We start from the raw sequence: 21,512 nt of genomic DNA, 5'->3' as shown, positions 1-21,512 counted from the left end.
GGATTCCTTGGGGTGAAGTGGGTCAGGTGGTTGCAGGTTAGGGGTGGGTTACGCGTTCGCGGCGAGCCACGTGCGGTAGCCGCCATCGAGGTTGACGGCGTCGATTCCGTGCTGGGTGAGGATGCGCACGGCGGTGTGGCCGCGCTGTCCGACCTGGCAGTGCACGATCACGCGGCGGTCATCGAGCTCACCGAAGCGGCTGCGCAAATCGTCGAGCGGGATGTTGACGGCGTGCGGGATGGCACCGAGCGCGAACTCGGCGGGGGTGCGAACATCCACTAGCAGAGTGCCAGCCTCAAGCTCGGCGTCAATCTCGTGCCACTGAATGGAGGCGCTGAGGTCGTCCCGCAGGTTTTTGGCGACGTAACCGAGGTGGTTGATGGGGTCTTTGGCTGAGCCATACTGCGGCGCATAGGCGAGTTCGAGGTCGGCGAGAGCGCTCGCAGTGAGGCCGACGCTCGTGGCGGTGGCGAGCACATCCATCCGCTTATCGACACCCTCGCGACCAACAACTTGGGCTCCCAAGATGAGATCGGTGGCGGTGTCGATGATGAGTTTGAGCGACAGCGACTGGGCGCCGGGGTAGTAGCCCGCGTGAGAAACCGGGTGGGTATGAATCACGCGAATGTCGCGACCGGCAGCACGCAGCGCGCGCTCGGTCGAACCGAGGCTGGCGGCAGTGAGATCGAAAACGCCGACGATGGCGGTGCCGAGTGCGGGCTTCGAGTGCACCTCATCCCCGGCGAGGGTGTCGGCTAGGTAGCGGCCGTCACGGTTGGCTGGCCCGGCGAGCGAAACGAGTTCGTGCTCGCCGCTGATCGCCCCGACCTTCTCAGCGACATCGCCGATCGCATAGATGTGGGGTGCGCTGGTCTGATACCCAGCACTAACTCGGATGCCGCCCGTTGGCCCCGTAGCGAGGCCAGCGTGCACGGCGAGCCCGTTGTCGGGTCGCACCCCAACAGCCGCGACGACGAGGTCTGCGGCAACGCTGGAACCGTCGCTGAGCTGGACGGAGGTGTCATCCATCGCGATCGCTTCCGTGCCGAGGTGGAGGGCGACACCGTTCTCGCGAAGGTGCGCTTCGATCGGGGTAACCATTTCGGAATCGAAGGTGCCGAGCACATGAGCGGGACGCTGCACGAGCGTGACGCTGAGGCCACGCTTGGCGAGGTTCTCCGCCATTTCGATGCCGATGTAGCCGGCACCCAAAACGACGACGTTCGCGGTCGACGGGTCGAGGGCGTCGAGGGAGGACTGGAGCAGGTCGACGTCTTCGATGTTGCGCAGCACGAGCATCCGCTCACTGCCGGCGATAGCAGGGATGACTGCGCTCGCGCCCGTTGCAATGACGAGCTCGTCGTAGCTTTCGGTGCTGATGGTGTCGTCGACGTGGTTGTGCACGGTGATGCTGCGTTGGGTGGGGTCGATCGCGGTGACGTTGTGGTTGACGCGCACATCGAGACCGAAACGGCTGCCGAGGCCTGCGGGGGTCTGCAGCAGCAGCTCGTCGCGGTCGGTGATGACACCGCCCAGATAGTAGGCAAGGCCACAGTTGGCGAACGACACGTGACCGCTGCGTTCGAAGATGATGATCTCGGCGTGTTCATCGCGACGGCGCATGCGGGTGGCGAAGGACATTCCGGCGGCGACTCCACCGATAACGAGGATGCGGCGTGTGCGGTGCGTGGGGGAAGTGCTCATCAACCAAGCATACCTAGGGGGGTATGCGGCCCCAATCTTTCGGCGTAACTAGAGATCCGCTGAGCGCGAAACGGGTGTCGAGGGAGTGCGCGTCGCACCCCTCGATCGTTTTTGAGGAATGCGCGACTTATGGATGCTTCCCGCCTACGATGAGGAACGGACAAGGGAGCACCGTGGCGACAGACAAAAGCATTGACCCCCGATTCGACCCCGTTTTTCAGCGAGGTTATGCCGCAGGGGAGGGCGGCGAGCGCGAAGAAAACACCCGCGCCGCCCGCAACGTCGACAGCAATCGCCAGGCGGGAGCTAACGCTGTGGCGCCGTCGGCTCCGCGAGTCCCCGCCGACGATCGCGTCACAGCAGCGGCAGCGACCGCCACCCTCTCTGCCCGGGAACCTGACCCTTCGCGGGCCAGCGGCGACACTCATCCGTCGGCGGCACCGCAGTCACAGTATGTGGATGACGCAGCCGCATCCGCTGACCCTGTCGCGACGCGCACGCCAACAAGCCTCGCCCGCAACCCCTGGATCTACGTAATCTGGGCGGTGGGCGGTGGTCTCATGGCAAGCGGCGTCGGAGGGCTGTGGTGGGCGTTCAAGGGGCTCTATGGTCGCGGCACTATCAACGAAAACAGCTGGGAGCTGTTCAACCTCGCTCAGGTCGCAGCACCGATCTGCATCACCGCTGGCGCATTCTGCGTAGCAAGTGCCCTGCTCGTGCACTGCCTCAACTGGATGCGCCGCAACCCGTGAACGCACGTCACCGATATCTGTACTAAACTCTCTCCCGGTACCGTGTCCGAGCGGCCGAAGGTGCAACTCTCGAAAAGTTGTGTGCGTGAAAGCGCACCGTGGGTTCAAATCCCACCGGTACCGCCAGCAAAAAGCCCCGCATCCTTGTGATGTGGGGCTTTTTCGTGCGCGGGCGCTGGAGCCGTGGTGCAGCTCTAGAACTGAGGCTTGTTGCTCGGACGGTTGGGGTCGTCGTCACGGAAGGGCAGTGCGGCAACCACCAACGCCGGAAGAAGGAACCCCATGGCGAACGATAGCCAGAAAAACGATCCGAAGCTGCGGTCTTTGCGCTTAGCTGAGCCGGCGACCAAGAACGAGATGACGAGGTTCAGTAGAAAAAGGCCGCCAAGAATTAGGGAGTAAACGAGGTCATAGGTTGCCGGAAGTAATGGGTTCACGTGGCCACACTATCGACCTCGGCGAGTTCGTCGTCGGTCGCCATCCGGAATCCGCCGCCCGCGGGGGTCTCGATCGCGTGGCGGGGCTGGCCGCGCGTGGCCCACAGGCTCGTACCGATCGACGTGGCCAGGATGACGAAGATCACGCCGAGCGACAGAGTTGTAGAGATGTAATACACGTCGAGCAGGAGCATCTTGATTCCGACCCAAACGAGCAGGAGAGCCAGGCCGATCTTCAGATAGATGAAGCGGTGCATGAGGTCAGCGAGCAGAAAGTACATTGCCCGCAGGCCTAGGATCGCGAAGGCATTGGCGGTGAACACGAGGAACGCTTCGTCGGTGACGGCGAAGATGGCCGGGATCGAGTCAACGGCAAACACGATGTCAGTGATCTCGACAAGAACCAGCACGGCCAGCAGCGGGGTAGCAAGCAGCACGCCCGCCTTTCGCACGACGAACTTCTGACCGTAGAAAGCATCCGTCATGGGGACGCGGCGACGGAAGATCTTGAGCACGACGGACTTCTCGGGGTCGTAGTGCTCGTTTCGTTTGCGCAGCATCTGGATGCCCGTAAAAACCAAGAACGCACCGAACACATAGAGCACCCACGCGAAGCTGCTGAGCAGGGCTGCGCCGGCGGCGATGAAGATGCCACGGAACACGAGAGCTCCGATGACCCCGAGGAACAGAACGCGATGCTGAAACTGTGGGGGTACGGCAAAGGCGGAGAAGATGATTGCCCAGACGAAGACGTTGTCAACGGCAAGCGATTTCTCAATAACGAAGCCGGCAAAGTACTGCTGGCCGAATTCCGCACCAAAGAGCCACCAGATAATGCCACCAAAGGTAACGCCGGAGGCGACCCAGAGGACTGACCACGCTGCAGCTTCGCGCACGCCAATGACATGAGCGGTGCGATGCGCGACTAGGTCGATCGCGAGCATCACAAGAATGACACCGACTACAGCGAGCCAAGCCCACAGAGGAACGTTCATGAAACAACTCCAGAATGTTAGAAATTCTGGAGGTCTCGTCGAGCCCTTTCGGACCCTAGCTGCACCGGGTCATGATGACACGACCGTAATGACGATGAGCTTCGCGGGGACTACTCCCCTCCGTGCTCAAAGCTTAAGCGGGTTTCGGTATGCCCCACAAGGAAGCTCCCAACGCATTCGGCACTTTCGCAGTTAGCGGTGCAGCCGCAGTTTGCGGTGCAGCCGCAGTTTGCGGTGCAGCCGCAGTTTGCGGTGCAGCCGCAGTTTGCGGTGCGCTGAGGGTCGCTTGCGGCGAACTGGCCCGCATCCTGACTGGCCCGGATGATGGCGATTGCGAAGGTTTCGATGAGCGCCCGAAGCTGTGACGGCCCCCTTTAGTCCCCGCAAGTGGGGACTATACGTGTGCTGGGGCCTCGCGTAGCGTTCCTGACGTGGGGAAAACCGGGGGGTTTCGAGCGCGGCGCACAGTCGTCCGCGCGTTTGGCATGCTTGCGATCATTGGGGTGTTGGCTTCTGGCCTAGCGCTTTCGACGCCATCGCCAGCCGAGGCAGCAGGGGAGAGCACGATTCTCAGCCTCGTGAATGAGGCGAGAGCGGCTGAGGGGCTTGGGCCTCTGAAGCTCAATTCTTCGCTCAGCTCGGTGTCGTCGAAGTGGGCGTACCAAATGGCTGCCAACGGTGCGATGACTCACAACCCTTCGTACTCAAGCCAAATCCCTAGTGGATGGACTCGAGCGGGCGAGAATGTTGCCCGCGGCTGGCCGTCGGCGACGGCCGTGCACGATGCGTGGATGGACTCTGCGGGACACCGAGCCAACATCATGGGTGACTACACCGACATCGGCATCGCTTTCGTGACCTCCGGCGGAACCACGTGGGCGGTTGAAAACTTCGGCAAGTATGGGGCAAGCGTTCCAGACATCACGTTGCCGAGCGGGGTTGAACGCCTTTCGGGCTCCGACCGCTATTCGACGGCGGTCGCGATCTCACAGGAGTACGACCCGGGAGTCAGCGTTGTGTACGTTGCAACCGGTGCGAACTATCCTGACGCTCTCAGCGCGGCGCCTGCCGCAGCTAAGCAGGGCGGTCCGCTTCTGCTGACACCTCCTACTGGTTTGCCGACGGTGGTGAAGAATGAGATCAAACGGCTAGATCCGGATCTCATTGTGGTCGTGGGCGGAACCGGCGTGCTGTCGAGTTCCATCTACAAGCAGCTCGCAGCGCTGGCACCCAAAATTCGACGCGATGGTGGCTCAAGCCGCTACGAGACGTCGCGCATCGTGATCGAACGAGCGTTTCCTGATGGCGCAGACACGGCGTTCTTCGCCACGGGTGCCAACTACCCAGACGCGCTCAGCGCCAGTGCTGCAGCGGGAAATTCCGGTAGCCCGGTCATCCTGATCAACGGCACGGGTAGTGGTGTCGACTCGGCAACGGCCAAACTCATCGATCGACTTGATGTTTCGAAAATTATGATCGCGGGAGGCACCGGTGTGGTCTCCAGCAAAGTGTTCAGGGCGTTGGATGCGCAGCCTGGCGTCACGAAGGTCACTCGCTATTCCGGCTCCGACCGGTATGTAACTTCGGAGGCAATAAACGACGCAAGCTTCGACACCGCACCACGCGCCTTCTTCGCCGTCGGCACCGGGTTCGCGGATGCGCTCGCTGGCGCCGCGCTCGCGGGAGGCACATCGGCACCCTTGTATGTGGTGCCGGGAAACTGTGTTCCGAAGGGCGTTGTGAGCAACTTGAATGACTTCGACACCTCCAGCCGAGTACTGCTCGGAGGCGCGGGAGCTCTCGGCAGTGGAGTCGCGAAGATGACGGTCTGCAAGTAGTTACGACCAACATAAGCCCCGTATTCTCGACGAATGCGGGGCTTTGTTGTGCGTGTGGAGTGTGACGCGCGAAATGCTAGACGGTCGGTTTGGTGCTGGGGTTTCGAGCGTCGTCGTTGATCCTTAGCGACACGTCGAGCATGTCTTCGAGGGTTTCCCGTACGAGAGTGTCGCGGGTTTCGCGGCTACGGAAATTGACGAGCTGGTACGAGGCTGTGGCATCCACGAGGGCGAAGAGCACCAGGGCTGCACGCTCGGGCGCGATCGCGGCAAACTGTCCGGCATTCTGACCAGTGCGGATGATCCCGATGGCGAGCGCGTGCCAGGAATCCATTGAGTGGCGGGCTGCTTCGGCGAGAGGATCGTTTTTGCGGCCGAGGCTCCACGCGTCACACCACACTTCACCGACGTTGTCGCGGGCGGGGTCGGCGAGGGCGCTGATGAGGGCTCGAAGCTGGTCGAGGGCGTCGTCGGGTGCCAGGGCGTGAAGGCTGACTTCAGCGATTTCTTGCTCCGCGATGGCTGCGAAGGTGGAGGCGACGAGGGCATCCATGTTCGGCTCGTAGTGAGCGATGAGCGGGGCGGTAACTCCGCAGTGGGTGGCAAGGTTGCGGAGCGAGATGGCGGCAAGCCCGCGAGTCAGCGCGAGCGTCTTCGCTGCTTCGCGCACTTCGAGGGCGCGCTCGGCGGGGTTCCGCCGTCGAGTGGTGCCTGCTGCCATGGCAAAAGTGTAGCCGCTATTGACTCTTATTGAGTAGGTGATCAATAATTCAAGTACGGGCTACACGCTGAGGTGCACGTCCGACACCTTAGCGAGCGCGCAGAGCGCATCGTCCATCCCCAGAGAGAGCGCATAACCCATGAACACCATCCAGCGAGACGTCGTCATCGTCGGAGCCGGTGCCACCGGCCTCACCGCCGCCCGAGCCCTCGTTCGCGCGGGCAAGAGCGTCATCGTGCTCGAAGCTCGCGACCGCATTGGTGGTCGCCTCTGGACGAACGATATCGATGGGCAGATGTATGAGATCGGCGGCCAGTGGGTTTCGCCTGACCAAACCGCACTCATCGATATGCTCGCCGAACTCGGCCTAGAAACCTACTCCCGCTACCGCGAAGGTGACAGCGTCTATGTTTCTCGCGATGGTGTTGCGCGTCGCTTCACCGGGGATATCTTCCCCGCCGGAGAAGCAACCGAAGCCGAGATCACTCGACTGATCGCGTTGCTTGACGGCCTCGTGGCTGAGCTCGACCTTCAGGCTCCGTGGGAGCATCCGCGGGCCGCAGAATTTGACCGCATCTCGTACCGCAGCTGGCTCGAAAGCCAGAGCGCGGATGCAGAAGCTGTCGACAACATTGCGCTCTACGTTGCCGAGGCAATGCTCACCAAGCCTGCCCACTCGTTCTCGCTGTTGCAGGCTCTGCTCATGGCAGCCAGCGCAGGCAGCTTCAGCAACCTCGTTGACGCCGACTTCATCCTCGATAAGCGCGTGGTCGGTGGGCTTCAGCAGGTTCCGCTGCTCATGGCCGACGCCCTGGGTGGCGACGTCGTTCGCCTTTCGCAGCCCGTTCGCCAGATCGAATGGGATGCCACGGGCGCGACCGTCACGAGCGACGAGCTAGCGGTGCGTGCTGAGCACGTGATTGTTGCCGTGCCGCCGAACCTCTACGACCGCATTGACTACGTTCCTGCATTGCCGCGGATGCGTCAGCAAATGCAGCAGCACTCCTCCCTCGGTCTCGTCATCAAGGTGCACGCGACCTATGCGACTCCGTTCTGGCGCGCGGCCGGGCTTTCCGGTACCGCCTTTAGCCCGTACCAAATCGTGCACGAGGCTTACGACAACACGAACCACGGCGAAGAGCGCGGCACCCTCGTGGGCTTTGTGTCGGGGGAGAAGGCCGACGAACTGTTCGCGCTCGATCCCGCCGACCGCAAGCAGCGCATCCTCGAATCGCTCGCGACCTACTACGGCGACGACGCGCTCACTCCGGCCGTGTATTACGAAAGCGACTGGGCCTCCGAAGAGTGGACGCGTGGCGCTTACGCGGCGAGCTTCGACCTCGGCGGGCTCACGCGGTATGGGGCGCTGCAGCTTCAGCCGGTCGGGCCGATTCAGTTCGGCTCCAGCGACCTCGCGGCGGAAGGCTACCAGCACGTTGACGGTGCCATTCGTGTGGGACAGCGGCTCGCGGCATCCATCATCGAAGCGTCGAAAGGCTAGCCATGAGCTGGAGAATGCCATCCGAAACCGCTGAACATGAGCGCACGTGGATGGCGTTCCCGCGCGTCGGCCAAACTCTCGGCGCGACCGATGCCGAACGCGAACTCGGCTATGCCGCTTGGGCTGACGTGGCCAATGTCGTCGCCCAGTTCGAGCCGGTCTCGATGGTCGTTGACCCGACCGAAATGTTCCGCGCCCGGCGAATGCTCGCCAGCGATATTGAGCTTCTCGAAGCACCACTCGATGAGTTCTGGATGCGCGACATCGGGCCCACCTTCGTGCTTGATGATGACGACCCGGGCCTGCTCGGCGCCGTCGATTGGATTTTCAACGGCTGGGGTGCGCCCGCGTGGGCCGAGTGGGAGCAGGCGGCCAAGATCGGACGCATTGTTGCTGACGCTGCTGGCGCCGAACTCGTCAGCTCGCTCCTCGTTGCCGAGGGCGGTGGACTGCACGTCGATGGTGAAGGCACCGTTCTGCTCACCGACACCGTTCAACTCGACCCGCGTCGTAATCCGCTCGCTGACCGAGCACGCGTTGAGCAGGAGATGCTGCGCACGATTGGCGCGACTCATGCAGTCTGGCTGCCGCGCGGGCTCACGCGCGACTATGACGACTTCGGCACCAACGGCCACGTCGACATCGTCGCGACAATCGCATCACCGGGGCGCGTGCTGCTGCACGCCCAGCCCAGCCCCGAGCATCCGGACCATCAGGTGATGGCTGAGGTTCGGGCCAGCCTCGAGAGCCAGCGGGATGTCGCGGGCCGCACGTTTGAGATCGTCGAGTTGCCCGCCCCCTCCACCCTTCGGGACGACCACGGTTTCGTCGACTACAGCTATGTGAATCACCTCGTCGTCAACGGGGGAGTGATTGGGTGCGGCTTCGACGATGAAATGGCGGATGCCCGAGCCGCCGAAATTCTGGCCGACGCGTATCCCGGCCGCACGGTGCAGATGGTCGACTCGCGCGAGATCTTTGCCCGCGGCGGTGGCATCCACTGCATCACCCAACAGCAGCCGCAACTGCCCGCCGTCACTGACGCTGCAGCTTCTGTAGCGGTATCGCGAAATTTCAGCGCTGAGCCGCAGGGAGAAAATTGATGAGCACCTTCGATGTCGTTGAAGCCTCGATAGCCGAACTGCACGAAGCACTCGTGGCTGGCACGCTCACGAGTGAGGCGCTCGTCACCGCGTATCTGGAGCGCATCGCTCGCTACGACCGCAGCGGGCCAAAGCTCAACGCCGTGGTGGTGCCGAATCCTGAAGCGCTCGCCGAAGCGCGGGAGTCGGATGCGCGCCGGGCCGCCGGTCAACTGCGCGGGCCGCTCGACGGCATCCCGTACACGGCTAAAGACAGCTACCTGCACCGCGGCCTGACCGCCGCGGCCGGCAGCCCTGCCTTCGTCGAGCTGCGCGCAATGCGGGATGCGGCCACCATCGGGGCACTGCGCGACGCGGGGGCGATCTGCCTCGGCCTCACCAACATGCCCCCGATGGCCAACGGCGGAATGCAGCCCGGCGTTTACGGCCGTGCTGAGAGCGCGTACAACGCCGAGTACCTCACCGCGGCGTACGGATCGGGATCGTCAAACGGGTCGGGCACGGCAACGGCGGCGAGTTTTGCGGCCTTTGGCCTCGCGGAAGAGACTTGGTCGAGCGGCCGGGCTCCGGCATCCAACAACGCGCTGTGTGCCTATACGCCCTCGCGTGGCGTGATCTCTGTGCGCGGCAATTGGCCGCTCGTGCCCACGATGGATGTCGTCGTGCCGCACACGCGCACCATGGCCGACCTGCTCGCCGTGCTCGACGTGATCGTGTTCGACGATGACGATGCCCGTGGTGACTTTTGGCGCTCGCAGCCGTGGGTGGAGATTCCGGCGGCGTCGAGTGTGCGACCGGAAACGTATCTGTCACTCGCGCCTGAAGGTGTGGAGCTGCCGCTGGCGGGCAAGCGCTTCGGCGTTCCCCGGATGTACATCAACCGCGATACCGAGGCGGGCTCGGGCACGCGCGGAGTCGGTGGTCCGACAGGAACCGCGATTGACACGCGCCCGAGCATCCTGACCCTGTTTGACCAGGCTCGTGCTGACCTCGAAGCAGCAGGCGCCACCGTGGTGGAAGTCGACTTTCCGGCCGTCTCGAACTACGAAGCCGACCGCGCCGGTGCCCCGACGATCGCCACCCGCGGTCTGGTGAGCCCCGAGTTTTTGAAGCGCGAGATCATCGACCTGTCGGCGTGGGCATGGGAAGACTTTCTGAAGGCCAACGGCGACCCGAACTTTGACACGATCGTCGGCGTCGACGGCACCACGATTTTTCCGAGCGTTCCCGATGCCCCGCACGATCGCTACGACGGCTTCGAAGACGACATCGCCGTGTATCCGACTCAGGTGCGCGACCACCCCTACGACACCTTCACCGACATCCCCGAGCTCGAAGCGGGCGTGCGCGGTCTCGAAGAAACTCGCCGGGTTGACCTCGAAGAATGGATGCGGGCTAACGAGCTCGACGCCGTAGCTTTCCCCGCGGTCGCCGACGTGGGAGCCGCCGATATGGGCACGAACCCCGCCACGGCAGAGGCCGGATGGCGAAACGGTGTCTGGGTCGCGAACGGCAACCTCGCGATTCGGCACCTGGGCATCCCGACCGTCACGGTTCCCATGGGACTTATGGGCGACATCCAGATGCCCGCGGGAATCACTTTCGCGGGTGCCGCGTATTCCGACCTCGACCTGCTGCGCATCGGCATCGCCTACGAGGCGGTGTCGCAGTGTCGGGTCGCGCCGCCGCGCACTCCGCGGCTGACGGACTAGCGACCGCGACCGGCCCCGTGCGGGCTAGAGCTGCTTGATCATCTCGAGTTCGCGGCGGGATTTGTCGAGAACGTACGGCACTGAGTGCCGCGTGAGCGTGTAACCGCGGCGCTCGTAGGCGGCGCGAGCGCGCGCATTGTCTTCGTGCACGCCGAGCGTGAGGGTGCTGCCGTAAGTAGCCGCCCACTCTTCGACGGTCGTGAGTAGGGCATCCGTCACCCCAGCCTGACGACCGCGAAAGTCGGGAGTGACATACACGCCGACGAGGAGCGGGCCTGTCGTGGCATCGGGCACGTAGCCGCCCATGGTGCCGACCCAGCGACCGTCCGTGGTGATTGCGGCGACTGAGATGCCGCGCGGATTCTGGCCGCGGAGGGCGCGCGAACGCCAGTCTGCTTCCGTGAAAGTGCGGGCGCTATCGAGTCGCTCCGCGAAACCCATCGGCGTATCGGCCAGCATCTCAAGCCGCAGTGTGCGCACGTCGCGCCAGTCGTCGATAGTTGTTCGACGGATCGTAAACTCTGGCGCGCGCATGATCTGGAGTTTAGTTGTGCGGTGCGATGGTGGGCGTCGTGGCCGCTGATCCCACACAAAAACAGGACCCTTGACAGTCCAGAAAATCAGGAGCAGACTAAGCGTTCCACCCCCTCTGACAGTTTGATGTCACGGATTGCAAGCTGTCTCGCGTTTCTACTCGAATCTCAAAGGGTCGCGCTAATGAACGCAGTTTGGATCGAAGAAGTTGCCCGGGAGAAGTCCCGGATCGTCTACAGCCGTGGGGATTTCAACGCCCACATTAGTGACCTGAGGTTGCGACTGCGACGATCGGGCTACATTCTTGACGAGCAGTGCCAGTGCCACGAGGAGTCATACTGCGAGCACGTGCAGAAAGCCGTATTCCTCTACCAGAAGTTCTTCCGACTGCCGCTCTCTGGCCGAATCGACGTGCAGACGTTGAAGCTGATGTCACAGACGCGCTGTGCGTGCCCTGACGTTCCTGCTGAAGTGGTCCGCGCAGAGGACCTCAGTTCTGCCGGAGATCCCGAAACTGACCCGTTCACGTTTCGTTTCAATTCCCAACCATGGCCTCGCTATGACCTGACCTACAACGTCTACAACTCCACTCCGGATATGACGGGAGAGGTCGATGCGATCGATGCGGCCTTCGACGTATGGGCTGCGGTGTCGCCACTCACTTTCGAGCGCACGGGCGGGCTTGGCGCCGATATGCAGCTGGGCTGGGAGACCGGTGACCACGGGGATGGATCAGCCTTCGACGGCCGAGGTGATGTGGTCGCGCACGGGTTCTATCCCGAGAATGGACGAATCCATTTTGATGAGGCTGAGACGTGGAGGGATTGGGCGCACGTCCCGCCCTTCTCTTGGCCCGGTCCCTCTGCGGAGTTTCTCCGATTTCTAGCATCGCAAGATCTACGAAACACAGCGATCCACGAGATCGGCCACGCACTCGGGCTGGGGCATTCGCGTGACGGAAGCGCGTCAATGTATCCGTACGTCAATAACGGTGACCACACTCTGGCCGAGGAAGACATCCGCGGCATCCTCAGTCTCTATCCGTTCCGAGTGGGGTTGAGGGACCTCTCTGCCGTCGCACACCTGCACGCTTTCGCCGGAGGAAGTCACTCGGCCGTCGTCGACCTAGGGCGCGAGCGCCGGTTCTTGGCGTGGGGCGAGACAACTTTCGTTGATCCTCTCATCGACTATGACCGCGATAACGGCATTGCAATGGACATCTTCACGATAGACGGCATCTCCCCAGCGGCGGTGGGGACCGGCGGCGACCACCTTGGCACACCAGGAGCACCCAGCAATCTCTTTCCCGGCGCAATCGTCGGCCGAGGTCGTCGGGTGCAATTTCGGCTGAGCACCTTCCATTCTTCGGATCTCGAAGCCTACGGAGTCGGATGCCTCGTGGTGCTCGACGACTGAATCCATCAGGGCCCATCATCATTGGAGCGAACGCATGAACATTTACATCGTCTACGACAAGAAAACTGGCGAGGTCGTGCACACCGCCAGCTACTACGAGTTGGGAAATGATGATCCGGTGGCCGCACCGGAATCTGACGTGCTCGCACTCGCGCATCATGAATCGGGGCGCAAACTTTCCGAGCTAGCCGTGGCGAGCGCCCCGGAAACATTCGATCCAAGTGACCGTACGAAAACCCTCACCGTCAACCCCGCTAAGGGCGTGTGCTCAGTCACTGATCGCAAGCCGAAGACCGGGAAGGAGGTCAAGTAATGGACGCGCATCAGGTGAACCTGTGGAATTTTGGCTCAGGTTCGACGACAGCGGAAATCAATCTCGGACGTCGGCGCAGTTTCATCGCGTGGGGGAGCATCACCTATACCGACCCGCTAACCGACTACGACCGCGACAACGGTGTTGCTATGGAGGTTTTCCAAATTGACGGCAACACTCTGGGCTCGGTCGGCAGCGGCGGCGCCCATTTGGGCAGCTCGGGATCAACGTCCAACCTTCGCCCGGGCGCGTTCCGTGGCACTGGCCAGCGGATTACCTTCCGACTGCGAACGTTTCATGTTTCGGATCTAGAGAACTACGCTGTCGGTTGCGTTCTGGTATTCGACTAAGCAGCCCTGTAGCTGGTTGACTGCTCCCCGCTGAATGAGGGCGCGCACAGTCGGTACGAGGGCAGACGCCCGCAGCCTGCCGTACCGTAGCGGGTATGGTTCACGCTCCCATCCCCGCCGCCGTCATCACCGTTTCTGACCGCAGTTTTCGCGGGGAGCGGGCGGATACCTCGGGGCCGCGCGCGGTCGAACTGCTCACAGAGCAGGGCTATGCGGTGTCGTTGACGGTGATTCCGGATGGCGCGGAATCAGTCACTGCTGCGATTCGGGCGGCGCTCGCCGACGGTGCCCGCATCGTCATCACGAGCGGCGGAACGGGAGTGGCACCCCGGGATCTCACGCCCGAAGGAACCCGGCCCGTGCTCACGCGCGAGATTCCCGGCATCGCCGAAGAGTTGCGCCGTGAGGGTGCTCGCCACACGAAAATGGCGGTGCTGAGCCGCGGTCTCGTTGGCGTTGCGGGCACCGCTCTCGTGGTGAACCTGCCCGGGTCAACGAAAGCGGTCGAAGAGGGCCTTGCGGTGGTAGCGCCGTTGATTGGCCACATTTTGGAGCAGCTTGATGGCGGAGACCACTAGCTAGCGGGCGCTCCTCGGGGCCGCCTTACGCGCGGCCGCGTTATTCGGGGCGACGCCAGTCACCCGAACGGCCGCCGGATTTAGCGAGCAAACGCACGTTCTCAATCTGCACGGTCTTGTCCATGCCCTTGACCATGTCCACGATCGCGAGCGCCGCCACCGACACCGCGGTCATGGCTTCCATCTCCACACCTGTGCGGTCTGCGGTGCGCACGGTCGCGGTCACCGCGACTCCGTCATCCGTCACCTCAAGGCCAACGCTGGCACCGTGCACGCCGATGATGTGGGCGAGCGGCAAGAGTTCGGCGGTGCGCTTCGCGGCTTGGATGCCGGCGATGCGTGCGACAGCCAGAACGTCACCCTTGGGGGCGTTGCCCGAGCGCAGCGCGTCAATGATCACGGGGGAGCAGCGAACGAAACCTTCCGCCGTTGCTTCGCGAACGGTCGGGGTTTTGGCGGTGACATCCACCATCCGGGCTTGGCCAGCGGAATTGAGGTGGGTGAAAGGCTGATCGCTCATGACACCAGTGTGACAGTCAGGGCGTCGCCTGCGCGCACCTCGGTCGCGTCTTCGGGAACAAAAGCCAGAGCATTGGCACGGGCCAGACTCGCGACGAGATACGAACCGGCACCACCGGCGCTCGCGGGACGAACGGATGCCGCACCCTGCCCATCCTCTTCGACAACAGCGGGCATGTATTGCGCTCGCCCCGCGGGGCTGCGCCAGCCCGTCGTGACGGTGGCGGAGAGTGTCGGCCGCACGATCGGAGCGCGGCCCGCCATCGTGAGCAGTGCGGGGCGAACGAAGGTCTCGAACGAGACGAAGACGCTCACGGGGTTGCCGGGGAGGGCGAAGAGGAGGGGGCCGCTGTCGGGAGCGGTTGCGGTGGCGGTCGTGGCGGTGCTGCTGTCGCTGCTGCCGTCGGCGGCGGCGCTGGCGTTGCCGACCGGGAACCGGCCGACGCCCTGGGGCTTGCCCGGCTGCATCCGCACCGGTCCGAACCAGATGCCGAGCGGGGCGAGCACAGCCTTCACGACGTCGTAGGCGCCGACGCTCACGCCGCCCGAGGTGATGATGGCATCCACGTCGGGGGCGTGCGTGTCGAGGATCGCACGCAGAGCATCGTCGTCGTCGGGCACAGAACCCAGCAGCACCGGGATGCCGCCGCACTCGGTAATGAGCGCTTCGAGCAATAGCGAATTCGAGTCATGGATCTGGCCCCGGGCGAGAGGCTCGCCGGGCTGGCGCAGTTCGCTGCCGGTCGAGAGCACGCCAACGCGCGGTGCCGGGTGCACCGACAGAGTGCTGACTCCGGATGCCGCGGCGGCCGCCAGGTCGCGTGCACCGAGTACGCGGCCAGCGGGCAACACCGCGTCGCCTGCGTGCACATCGGTGCCGCGCGGACGGATGAACGCGGCCTCGACAGGGGCTCGATAGATGAGCACGGTAGCGGTGCCCTCATCAGTGTCTTCGATGGGAACGATGCAATCGGCGTCGTCGGGAACGGGAGCGCCGGTCATGATGCGCGCGGCCTCGCCGGGTTGAAGTCGGGGGTTCTCCGCGGACCCGGCGGGGAGGTCGGCAACCACAGTGAGGGCAGCCGGGGTTTCGGCGGTGGCCGTTGCGGCATCTGCTCGACGAAGCGCGTAGCCGTCCATCGCCGAGTTGTCGAAGCCGGGCACATCCGCGGCGGCCCGAACGTCGGCGGCGAGTGTGCGGTGCAGGGCCTGAGCTATCGGAACAGTGATCGCGGGCAGCGTGGCAGTGGTCGTCAGAATGCTCGCGAGGTGCTGCTCAATACTGATCGATGCCGGTAGTGCGGATGGGTCGTGGGCCATAGGCTCACTCTAGCGAAAACGGTTCGCACTCGACTGGGTGCGGTTGTAGTGAAAATTGCCCTTTATCTCCGCAGGTGCGGTGCTAAACTCCGATTTATGACGCACTATCGGATTAGCGAAGCCGCAGGGCTCCTCGGAGTCAGCGACGACACCGTACGACGGTGGATCGCCTCCGACGGCCTGCCTGTCTCTCTCGATGACGCCGGGCGCCAAGTCATCGACGGAGCGGACCTCGCGCAGCGGGCTCAAGAACGTGCGCAGCACGCTCAACAGTTGGCAGCGGCATCCGAATCAACGAGCAGCGCTCGTAACCGGATGGTTGGGCTCGTCACGGGCATCCTGAGCGACACCGTCATGTCGCAGGTCGAGCTGCAATGTGGCCCGCATCGCATCGTGTCGCTCATGTCGACCGAAGCCGTGCGCGACTTGAAACTCGAAATCGGGTCGCTCGCGGTCGCCGTTGTGAAGGCAACGATGGTGGTTGTTGAGGCTCCGAAAGACAACTCCTAGTGATGCTTCCGGTGCGGAAGCAGGAGCAGGAGCAGCCGCGGCAGCAGGGCAGGCACAGGCGACGACGGGTTCGCGTGCTGACGACGGTCGCCGCCGTCGCGATGGCAGGCCTGGTGGGGCTTGCCGGATGCTCGGCAGCAGACCCTGCACCGGCATCCACGTCTGCTGACGGTGCGCTGCAGGGCGAGCTCACGATCTTCGCCGCGGCCTCATTGACCGCATCGTTCACCGAATTGGCTGAGGCGTTCAGCGCCGAGAATCCCGGCGTGACGATCGCCCCCATCTCTTTCGACGGGTCCTCCACTCTCGCCACGCAGATCAGCGAAGGGGCCCCGGCCGACGTTTTCGCCTCTGCGGATGACGCGACGATGCAGCAGGTCAGCGCCGAGCTGGCGACTGCGCCGGTTTCGTTCGCGAGCAACGAATTGCAGATTGCGGTGCAGCCCGGCAACCCGCTGGACATCACGGCGCTGAGCGATCTGGCGGAGCCCGGCCTGCAGGTTGCCCTGTGCGCTCCCGCGGTTCCGTGTGGGGCCGCTTCGCGCATCCTGCTCGACGTTGCAGACGTTGAACTGACGCCCGTAACGGAAGAACAGAATGTGACGGCCGTGCTGACCAAGGTCGAGCTGGGTGAAGTGGATGCCGGGCTCGTCTATGTCACCGACGTGCTGAATGCCGCGGGTTCCGTTGACGGAGTTGAGATCGCCGACGCTGCGACTGCTCGCAACAACTACCCGATCGCCGTGCTGAACGAAGCCGCACAACCGGCCATTGCGGCGGCCTTCGTGGAGTTCGTACTCTCGCCGCAGGGGCAGAACATTCTCGCGAGCTACGGATTCTCTAAGCCATGAGTGCCTCCTCGCGCAGTGCGCAGACCGACCGGGACGGAGCCGCCGAGGTCGCGACCGGCCCAAGCCCAGCCAGCCGAAGCGCGGCCGCCCGCTCCACGACCGCAGCGGGCTCCGGCATCCCGCGCCTGCTCTACCTGCCCGCCGCCCTCGGTTTCGCCCTGCTGATCTTGCCTCTCGTTGGACTGTTCCTCCGGGCCGATTGGCCGAGCGTTCCGGCCGCGATTGTCTCGGAGGAGGCGCAGTCGGCGCTGTGGTTGTCGCTGCAGACTGCACTTGCCGCGACGGTGCTGTGCCTCATCGTCGGCATCCCGCTCGCGCTCGTGATCGCTCGCTCGGGCAATCGGCTGGCGGGACTGCTGCGCGCCCTCACGACGCTCCCGCTCGTGATGCCACCGCTGGTCGGAGGCATCGCGTTGCTCTACCTTCTCGGACGCAACGGGCTCGTCGGCAGTGTGCTCGAGCTCTGGTTCGGCATCCGTATTCCGTTCACGACGGGCGCTGTCGTGATCGCCCAATCGTTCGTGGCGCTGCCCTTTCTGGTGATCTCGGTTGAGGGCGCGTTGCGCACCGCGGGCACTCGCTACGAGGCGGTCGCCGCAACCCTGGGTGCCGGCCGCTGGACGGTGTTTCGTCGAGTCACGCTGCCGCTCATCATGCCGGGGGTCATCGCCGGCACCGTGCTCTGCTTCGCCCGCGCGCTCGGCGAATTCGGGGCCACCGCGCTCTTCGCCGGCAACGCCGCCGGCACCACCCGCACCATGCCCCTCGCGATCTACACCGCCTTCAATGGCGCCGGCGTGAGCCAAGATTCGGCCATCGCTCTGTCGCTGCTGCTCGTCGTCGTTGGCATCGTCATCCTGCTTCTGCTGCGCAGCTGGCGCCCGACTCCGGAGCGCTGAGCCATGACACTGGATGCCGCCATGCTGGTGAACCGCGGCTCGTTCACCCTCGACGCGAGCGTCTCCGTCGCGCCCGGCGAAACTCTGGCGCTACTGGGCCCCAACGGCTCAGGAAAGTCGACAATGCTCGCGGTGATCGCGGGACTGCTCGTCCCGGAGCGCGGCACGGTATCCGTCGACAGTCGAGTGCTCACCGAGGTTCTCCGGCCGGGTGGCGGGCAGTCGGGAGGCGGGCGGCCTGGCGGCGGACGGATGACCGTGGTGCCCGCCCATCGTCGTCGCATTGGATTGCTCGGCCAAGACCCCCTGCTGTTCCCGCACTTGAGCGCCCTCGAGAACGTTGCCTTTGGGCTGCGCTCGCACGGAATGAAGGCGGCGGAGGCCCGGGAGCGTGCCTCCGAATGGCTCGATGCCGTGGGCATGAGTGAGTTCGCCGCCCGCAAACCCGCCGAGCTTTCTGGCGGTCAGCAGCAACGCTTGGCGATCGCCCGGGTGCTCGCCACCGAACCCGACGTGCTGCTCTTCGACGAGCCCATGGCGGCCCTCGATGTGCAGAACGCCTCTCTCGTGCGCACCCTGCTGCGCGAGTGCCTGGCCGCTCGCGTCTCCGCCACGCACACCGGAATCGATGGCCGCCCGCCGACCGTGCCTGCCACCATCGTCGTCACCCACGATGTGGTGGATGCCATGGTGCTGGCTGACCGCGTCGCCATCATGGATGCCGGCCGCATCATCGACAGCGGCGACGTCGCCCGGGTGCTCGGCGAGCCCATCAACCAGTTCGCCGCCACTCTCGTCGGCCTCAACGTGCTGCACGGAATCGTCGAAACGGACGAGCTCGTGCGGCTCGCGGATGGGCGTGGTCTCGCCGTCAACGGCGTCGTACCGGAGGTCGGTGCGGAGGTTTCGGTCGCGTTCCCGCCGTCTGCGGTGACGCTGCGCCGGGAATCGTCGGGTTCCGACGCTGCTGCTGCCGTCGCTGCCGCGACCGCAACCGCGGGGCCCACGGCATCTGAATCAACCGCATCCGCCCCCTCGCACCCCAACGAATGGCACGCCACCGTCGATCTTCTCGAGCCCGGCCTCAGAGGAATCCGCGTCACGCTGCTGGGCGACACGGTCGTGGCCGAGACAGCGGCGGCCGATCTGCTCGCGCGCGACATCACGCCGGGGGACCGCATCGTGGCCTCCGTCGCAGCATCCCAGGTCACGGTGTACCCACGCCGCTAAATCGCACCGCCAATTCGCGCCGCGAATCCTCGGGACACTCCCGTCGTTCTCGGGGCGCACGTTGCTAGGATTCGCCCATGCGCGTGACACGACTCAGAGTGTATCCAGTGAAGTCTTTTGCCGGCGAAGACGTTGATTCGGCGGCCGTCAATCCGTGGGGTCTCGACCAGGATCGACGCTGGGCTCTCGTCGACAGCGACGGCAAAGCTCTCACCGCGCGCCAGCACAACCACCTTCTTGGCCTTTCGGCGCACGCCCTGAGCGAGACGGCCGTGCGGCTTTCTGATCGCGACGGCTCCAGCATCACCGTCGATATGGCCGACGGCGGCGACACGATCGAGGTGAGTCTCGACGGCCAAGGCACCGCCCTTGCTGCCCGCGGCGATGTGAACGCGTGGCTCAGCGAACGCGTCGGCCTCGACGCCCGCCTCGTCTGGCAGTCCGACCCGACCGTACGCCCGATCGACCCCGACGATGGCGGCCAGCCTGGCGAAGTGATGTCCCTCGCCGACGGCGGCCCGCTGCTGCTCGCGAGCGAAGCGTCGCTGCGCAAACTCGATGAGTGGACCGACGCGGATGCCGCACCCCTCGACATGATCCGGTTCCGTCCCAACGTGATCATCGACGACCTCGAACCGTTCGTCGAAGAAAGCTGGACCAGCGTCACCATCGGTGACGTGCGCTTCCGCGTCACCATGATCTGCGACCGCTGCGTCATGACCACGATCGAACCCTCCACTCTCGAGCGCGGTAAGGAACCGATTCGCACCCTGGCGCAGCATCGCCAGCGGGATCACAAGACGTGGTTCGGCATCCGACTCACTCCGCTTGATGGTGGCAGCATTCACGTCGGCGATGCGATCGAAGCGACCGCCTCGGAGGTTTCGCAGCCTGCCGCGGGTTAGTCTGACGCTATGAGTTCATCCGCGATCGGCACCCCCGTCGTGGACACCCTCGGCAGGCCGCTGCACGACATCCGCTTCTCGGTGACCGACCGCTGCAATTTTCGGTGCGTCTACTGCATGCCCAAGGAAGTCTTCGGCGCCGACTACGCGTTCATGCCGCGCGACGAACTTCTGAGCTTCGAAGAGATCACTCGGCTCGCGAGCATCGCCGCTCGTCACGGCGTCGAGAAGATCCGCCTTACCGGTGGCGAACCGCTGCTGCGCAAAGGACTCCCTGAACTGGTCGGGATGCTGTCGAAGTTGACAACACCGGCGGGCGCGCCCCTCGACCTCGCCATCACCACGAACGGCTCAGCGCTCGGCCACCTTGCCCCCGCGCTCAAGGAGGCCGGACTCAAGCGCGTCACGGTGTCGCTCGATTCGATCGACGATGCGACCTTCCAGTCGATGAATGACGTCAAGTTTCCCGTGAAAAAGATCTTGGACGGCCTCGATGCCGCGCACGCCGCTGGTCTCGGCCCGATCAAGATCAACATGGTCGTCAAGAAGGGCCACAACGACAAAGACATCGTCGCGATGGCCCGCCATTTCAAGGACACCCCGTTCATCCTGCGCTTCATTGAGTACATGGATGTCGGCACCACCAACGGTTGGCAGCTCGGCGAAGTCGTGCCCTCTGCCGAGGTTGTGGCCCGCATCAACGCCGAACTTCCCCTCGAAGAAATCGCCCCGAACTACAGCGGCGAGACCTCGCAACGCTGGCGCTACCGCGATGGCGGCGGTGAGATCGGCGTGATTTCCAGCGTCACCCAGTCCTTCTGCCACACCTGCTCGCGGGCCCGCATCTCGGTCGACGGCAAGCTCTATACCTGCCTGTTCGCCAGCTCCGGGCACGACCTGCGTGCCCTCATGCGCGACGGCTGCACCGACGGCGAACTGTCGGATGCCATGGCCCACCTCTGGCGCAACCGCACCGACCGCTACTCAGAGTTGCGCTCGCTCAACACCACCCGGCTGGCGACCACGCCAGGACCGGGAGCCAAAAAGATCGAGATGTCGTACATTGGTGGCTGACATGACCACTCACATTCGCTATTTCGCCGCTGCCGCCGAGGCTGCCGGGCGCGATGAAGAGCACCTCGAAATCGAGTCGGGGGCAACTCTGGCAACGCTCAAGGAGTTGCTCATCGAGCGCTACGGTTCGCTCATGCAGAAGGTTGTCGAGTCGGGATCGTTCCTGGTCGATGGCGTGGTGCGCCGCGATCCCGCGCACGCGGTGGGCACTCGCGTCGACGTGCTGCCGCCGTTCGCTGGCGGCTAGGTT

23 protein-coding genes and 1 tRNA gene are annotated in these 21,512 nt (G+C 64.2%); 17 read left to right on the top strand and 7 right to left on the bottom strand.

All coding sequences use genetic code 11. The features are described from left to right. Positions 1 to 48: 48 nt before the first annotated feature. Positions 49 to 1,704: an FAD-dependent oxidoreductase gene (locus I6E52_RS06630; protein ID WP_197155632.1), complete on the bottom strand. Its 1,656-nt coding sequence runs from the start codon at positions 1,702 to 1,704 to the stop codon at positions 49 to 51. 173 nt (positions 1,705 to 1,877) lie between these two features. Here I6E52_RS06630 and I6E52_RS06625 point away from each other — a divergent pair, with 173 nt between their 5' ends. Continuing rightward, positions 1,878 to 2,456, top strand: coding sequence for a hypothetical protein (locus I6E52_RS06625; RefSeq protein WP_197155631.1), 579 nt, complete (start codon positions 1,878 to 1,880; stop codon positions 2,454 to 2,456). 36 nt (positions 2,457 to 2,492) lie between these two features. Then, positions 2,493 to 2,582 (top strand) — tRNA-Ser (locus I6E52_RS06620). A 68-nt stretch (positions 2,583 to 2,650) separates the two neighbouring features. Here the strand turns inward: I6E52_RS06620 and I6E52_RS06615 are convergent. Together I6E52_RS06615 and I6E52_RS06610 are read right to left on the bottom strand one after the other, a co-directional pair. Further along, positions 2,651 to 2,893, bottom strand: coding sequence for a hypothetical protein (locus I6E52_RS06615; protein ID WP_197155630.1), 243 nt, complete (start codon positions 2,891 to 2,893; stop codon positions 2,651 to 2,653). Further along, the gene (locus tag I6E52_RS06610) at positions 2,890 to 3,888 is read right to left on the bottom strand and encodes a TerC family protein (RefSeq protein WP_197155629.1); all 999 of its coding nucleotides are present in this window, start codon (positions 3,886 to 3,888) and stop codon (positions 2,890 to 2,892) included. The genes I6E52_RS06615 and I6E52_RS06610 overlap by 4 nt, the downstream gene beginning before the upstream one ends. A 485-nt stretch (positions 3,889 to 4,373) precedes the next feature. Between I6E52_RS06610 and I6E52_RS06605 the strand changes: the two genes are divergently transcribed. Then, positions 4,374 to 5,726 (top strand): cell wall-binding repeat-containing protein, encoded by a 1,353-nt coding sequence (locus tag I6E52_RS06605; protein ID WP_197155628.1) that lies wholly within the window; start codon positions 4,374 to 4,376, stop codon positions 5,724 to 5,726. Positions 5,727 to 5,802: 76 nt separating this feature from the next. Here the strand turns inward: I6E52_RS06605 and I6E52_RS06600 are convergent, their stop codons facing one another. After that, a complete protein-coding gene (locus I6E52_RS06600; RefSeq protein ID WP_197155627.1) occupies positions 5,803 to 6,447 on the bottom strand; it encodes a TetR/AcrR family transcriptional regulator in 645 nt (214 codons plus the stop codon). Between the two features lie 139 nt (positions 6,448 to 6,586). On the opposite strand from I6E52_RS06600, the gene I6E52_RS06595 reads away from it, so the two are divergent. The 3 genes from I6E52_RS06595 to I6E52_RS06585 are packed head-to-tail and all read left to right on the top strand — an operon-like array spanning position 6,587 to position 10,763. After that, positions 6,587 to 7,948, top strand: a complete 1,362-nt coding sequence (locus I6E52_RS06595) for an NAD(P)/FAD-dependent oxidoreductase (RefSeq protein ID WP_197155625.1) — start codon at positions 6,587 to 6,589, stop codon at positions 7,946 to 7,948. Between the two features lie 2 nt (positions 7,949 to 7,950). Then, positions 7,951 to 9,051 carry an agmatine/peptidylarginine deiminase gene (locus tag I6E52_RS06590; RefSeq protein WP_197155623.1) on the top strand — a complete coding sequence of 367 codons (1,101 nt, stop codon included), beginning with the start codon at positions 7,951 to 7,953 and terminating at the stop codon, positions 9,049 to 9,051. Then, positions 9,051 to 10,763, top strand: coding sequence for an amidase (locus I6E52_RS06585; RefSeq protein ID WP_197155621.1), 1,713 nt, complete (start codon positions 9,051 to 9,053; stop codon positions 10,761 to 10,763). The genes I6E52_RS06590 and I6E52_RS06585 overlap by 1 nt, the downstream gene beginning before the upstream one ends. Before the next feature lie 24 nt (positions 10,764 to 10,787). On the opposite strand, the gene I6E52_RS06580 is transcribed toward I6E52_RS06585, so the two are convergent. Next, positions 10,788 to 11,297: a GNAT family N-acetyltransferase gene (locus I6E52_RS06580; RefSeq protein ID WP_197155619.1), complete on the bottom strand. Its 510-nt coding sequence runs from the start codon at positions 11,295 to 11,297 to the stop codon at positions 10,788 to 10,790. A 183-nt stretch (positions 11,298 to 11,480) separates the two neighbouring features. On the opposite strand from I6E52_RS06580, the gene I6E52_RS06575 reads away from it, so the two are divergent. The 4 genes from I6E52_RS06575 (at position 11,481) to I6E52_RS06560 (ending at position 13,954) form a co-directional block, all read left to right on the top strand. Beyond that, a complete protein-coding gene (locus I6E52_RS06575) occupies positions 11,481 to 12,713 on the top strand; it encodes a M10 family metallopeptidase domain-containing protein (RefSeq protein ID WP_197155617.1) in 1,233 nt (410 codons plus the stop codon). A gap of 34 nt (positions 12,714 to 12,747) precedes the next feature. Continuing rightward, entirely contained in the window at positions 12,748 to 13,026 is a 279-nt protein-coding gene (locus I6E52_RS06570) for a hypothetical protein (RefSeq protein ID WP_197155615.1), read from the top strand. After that, complete coding sequence (locus I6E52_RS06565) at positions 13,026 to 13,376, top strand: hypothetical protein (RefSeq protein ID WP_197155613.1); 351 nt, start codon at positions 13,026 to 13,028, stop codon at positions 13,374 to 13,376. Before I6E52_RS06570 ends, I6E52_RS06565 begins: the two co-directional genes overlap by 1 nt. Positions 13,377 to 13,471: 95 nt before the next feature. Next, positions 13,472 to 13,954, top strand: a complete 483-nt coding sequence (locus I6E52_RS06560) for a molybdenum cofactor biosynthesis protein B (protein WP_197155611.1) — start codon at positions 13,472 to 13,474, stop codon at positions 13,952 to 13,954. Positions 13,955 to 13,994: 40 nt separating this feature from the next. Here I6E52_RS06560 and moaC read toward each other — a convergent pair whose 3' ends face one another. Both moaC and glp read right to left on the bottom strand, forming a co-directional pair. Beyond that, positions 13,995 to 14,474 carry a cyclic pyranopterin monophosphate synthase MoaC gene (gene moaC / locus I6E52_RS06555; protein WP_197155609.1) on the bottom strand — a complete coding sequence of 160 codons (480 nt, stop codon included), beginning with the start codon at positions 14,472 to 14,474 and terminating at the stop codon, positions 13,995 to 13,997. Continuing rightward, a complete protein-coding gene (glp, locus tag I6E52_RS06550; protein ID WP_197155607.1) occupies positions 14,471 to 15,793 on the bottom strand; it encodes a gephyrin-like molybdotransferase Glp in 1,323 nt (440 codons plus the stop codon). Before glp ends, moaC begins: the two co-directional genes overlap by 4 nt. A gap of 96 nt (positions 15,794 to 15,889) precedes the next feature. On the opposite strand from glp, the gene I6E52_RS06545 reads away from it, so the two are divergent. The 7 genes from I6E52_RS06545 to I6E52_RS06515 all read left to right on the top strand — a co-directional run bounded on the left by I6E52_RS06545 (position 15,890) and on the right by I6E52_RS06515 (position 21,509). Next, entirely contained in the window at positions 15,890 to 16,303 is a 414-nt protein-coding gene (locus I6E52_RS06545; protein ID WP_197155606.1) for a molybdopterin-binding protein, read from the top strand. Positions 16,304 to 16,377: 74 nt separating this feature from the next. Next, positions 16,378 to 17,154 (top strand): molybdate ABC transporter substrate-binding protein, encoded by a 777-nt coding sequence (gene modA, locus I6E52_RS06540; RefSeq protein WP_307842422.1) that lies wholly within the window; start codon positions 16,378 to 16,380, stop codon positions 17,152 to 17,154. Then, positions 17,151 to 18,053, top strand: a complete 903-nt coding sequence (locus tag I6E52_RS06535; protein WP_231601783.1) for an ABC transporter permease — start codon at positions 17,151 to 17,153, stop codon at positions 18,051 to 18,053. Before modA ends, I6E52_RS06535 begins: the two co-directional genes overlap by 4 nt. A gap of 3 nt (positions 18,054 to 18,056) precedes the next feature. Beyond that, a complete protein-coding gene (locus I6E52_RS06530) occupies positions 18,057 to 19,283 on the top strand; it encodes an ABC transporter ATP-binding protein (protein ID WP_197155604.1) in 1,227 nt (408 codons plus the stop codon). Positions 19,284 to 19,360: 77 nt separating this feature from the next. Then, a complete protein-coding gene (locus tag I6E52_RS06525) occupies positions 19,361 to 20,188 on the top strand; it encodes an MOSC domain-containing protein (RefSeq protein WP_197155603.1) in 828 nt (275 codons plus the stop codon). Between the two features lie 24 nt (positions 20,189 to 20,212). After that, on the top strand, positions 20,213 to 21,262 hold the full coding sequence (gene moaA, locus I6E52_RS06520) for a GTP 3',8-cyclase MoaA (RefSeq protein WP_197156988.1): 1,050 nt from the start codon (positions 20,213 to 20,215) through the stop codon (positions 21,260 to 21,262). Between the two features lies 1 nt (position 21,263). Continuing rightward, on the top strand, positions 21,264 to 21,509 hold the full coding sequence (locus I6E52_RS06515; protein ID WP_231601781.1) for a MoaD/ThiS family protein: 246 nt from the start codon (positions 21,264 to 21,266) through the stop codon (positions 21,507 to 21,509). Positions 21,510 to 21,512: the final 3 nt, after the last annotated feature.

It is taken from the genome of Salinibacterium sp. NG253 (genome assembly GCF_015864945.1).
Lineage (GTDB): Bacteria > Actinomycetota > Actinomycetes > Actinomycetales > Microbacteriaceae > Rhodoglobus.
The sequence above is the reverse complement of the archived record's forward strand: the minus strand, read 5'-3'. Positions and strand labels throughout refer to the sequence as shown.